This is a genomic window from Acidithiobacillus sp. TH-A36, from assembly GCF_057473445.1.
On the sequence record NZ_JBYCKP010000438.1, the window covers coordinates 1 to 1,998 of the forward strand.

Sequence of the window (1,998 nt, forward strand, 5' to 3'; positions counted from 1 at the left end):
CACGGATCAAGGTGGCGATGCAGTCAGTTATGATCCTTCCAATCATTGTGTTTATGTATCCATGGGAAAGACCAATGCCGGTGGCGTGGTCATCAATGCGGATACGAACGCACTCGTCAAGGTGGTTCGTGACGGTCTTGTCCGTCCATATGGTATGGCTTTTGACCATCAATACGTTTATTGGACATCCAATAAACTGGAGCATTCGGCGGGCGCGGGCAATAATACTGTACCTGAAAAAAAGTCCAGAATTTTTGTTGTCAATAAGGCTGACTGGAAGGTGGTTAATGTCTTTGATACGGTAGGTTCTGGTGCTGATGGCATCTGGGTGGACCAGAAATTGGGACGTCTTTATGTGGCCATGGATGACAGTAACTGGATTGATGTGTATACCCTGGGAAAAGCACCCAAATTTGTCGGGAAAATTTCCTTGTATCCGGAAACTGGTCATGGTCCTGATCTGGGTGTGTTGCTCAGTGCCCGGCATTTGTTGTACATGCCGGATGATTCCTGGGAAGAAAAAATCAATTTTCTGAACGGGCAAATTGAAGACAAGACCAATGTTGCTCCTTACTTTCTGGTCTCAGCGACAAAGCATCATCCTGATACCAAGGGACAAATTGTTGATCCGGAAAACCATACACTTTGGGTGGGCACTACGGGTTCCCGGATTTTTGTCTTTAATGCGGGCAATTTGAAAGTGGTCAAGCAGTTGCCTGCGCGGGCCGGTATTGATCAGGTTGCCTATGATCCGGCCTATCATTTGGTTTATGCCTTTGAAAGTAATGCCAAAGGCTTCAATGTCTATAATGCCCGAACCATGAAGCCGGTTACTTTTGTCTCTACCGGTTATGGCAAGACCCATACTGGAGCGGTAGACCCCGGTAACCACAAGATTTTTGTTTATGTGGGCGAGGCGCATGCGGTTTATGTGTATCAGCCTGTCCATGATTGAGGGATAGACTTCCGGTTGCTACTCATAGCTATAATTCACGACTTGCCATAAGCAGGTCGTTTTTTAACCAAGCAACCGGACATTTTATAAAAAGGGTTTCATCGATGCACGGATCAGATAGCTTACCCTGGCCACGCAGTGTCAAGTGGCTCCATATATTTTTAGCGCTGTTCATCACCTTTCAGTTGATGAGCGAGCTGGACATGAAAGCCATCTGGAAACATGTAGGTATTTCAGCGTTTCGGCACTTTCTGTTTGTATCCCATATGTGGGTGGGGATGGCCAGTACCCTGGTGATCATCCTGTTCTGGCTGGTTGTTGCCGGGAACGCTCAATTACGTGCCCATCTGTTTCCCTATCATGGGGTTTATCTGCAGCGTATTGGCAAAGATATTCAGGGTGCGACACGCGGTATTTTCCCCCCGGCGGGTATGCGTGGCGGATTGCCGGGCCTGGTCCATGGTTTGGGTCTTCTGGCCATTTCCACCATGGGGGCTTCGGGGGTGGTGATGTTTGTGATGATTTATGCGGCTGGCGGCGTCAGGCCCGGCGATGCTTATGGCATTCCCCATGCCATCCATTCCCTGATTGCCAATCTGGTATGGGCTTACTGGTGGGGTCATATTGCCATGGCTCTGCTGCATGCATTGCGTACCCCACGGATTTTGCGAATATTTATTCCCTAATTTTGGGCTAATACCGGAGCGGTATAGTGCGTAAACGGAAGGGGTCAATGGGATCCATCCATCATTTAACGCAGGTAACAGGAGCAAAATCATGAAGATATCTATACGGCTGGTGGGCGGTATTGTGGGCGGGGTGTTATTGCTGTCTGCTTTTGGTGCTTATGCTTTTACCGGCCAGGAATTGGCTGGAAAAGCGAAGATCAGTATTGCCCAGGCACGCGCTACGGCTTTACGGACTTATCCCGGTAACATCACCGATCAGGAGCTGGAGAAAGAAAAAGGCGGCAGTGGCTTACGATATTCTTTCGTGATCAAAAAAGGGCATGTCAGTCATGAAGTCGGTGTTGATGCCATGAC

General features: G+C 48.7%; 3 protein-coding genes. All 3 read left to right on the top strand.

Annotated elements, in window-relative coordinates; all coding sequences use genetic code 11:
• Nucleotides 1-955: YncE family protein (locus AC2VLY_RS11260; RefSeq protein ID WP_486893326.1), on the top strand; the 955-nt coding region annotated here is incomplete at its 5' end.
• Between the two features lie 104 nt (nucleotides 956-1,059).
• Nucleotides 1,060-1,641, top strand: a complete 582-nt coding sequence (locus tag AC2VLY_RS11265; RefSeq protein WP_486893327.1) for a cytochrome b/b6 domain-containing protein — start codon at nucleotides 1,060-1,062, stop codon at nucleotides 1,639-1,641.
• 91 nt (nucleotides 1,642-1,732) lie between these two features.
• Nucleotides 1,733-1,998 (top strand): PepSY domain-containing protein (locus tag AC2VLY_RS11270; RefSeq protein WP_486893328.1); only part of this gene is annotated, 266 nt, incomplete at its 3' end.

What these genes read in the sequence shown, in the direction of transcription:
- AC2VLY_RS11265 (WP_486893327.1), top strand. Translation starts at nt 1,060, where the DNA reads ATGCACGGATCAGATAGCTTACCCTGGCCACGCAGTGTCAAGTGGCTC.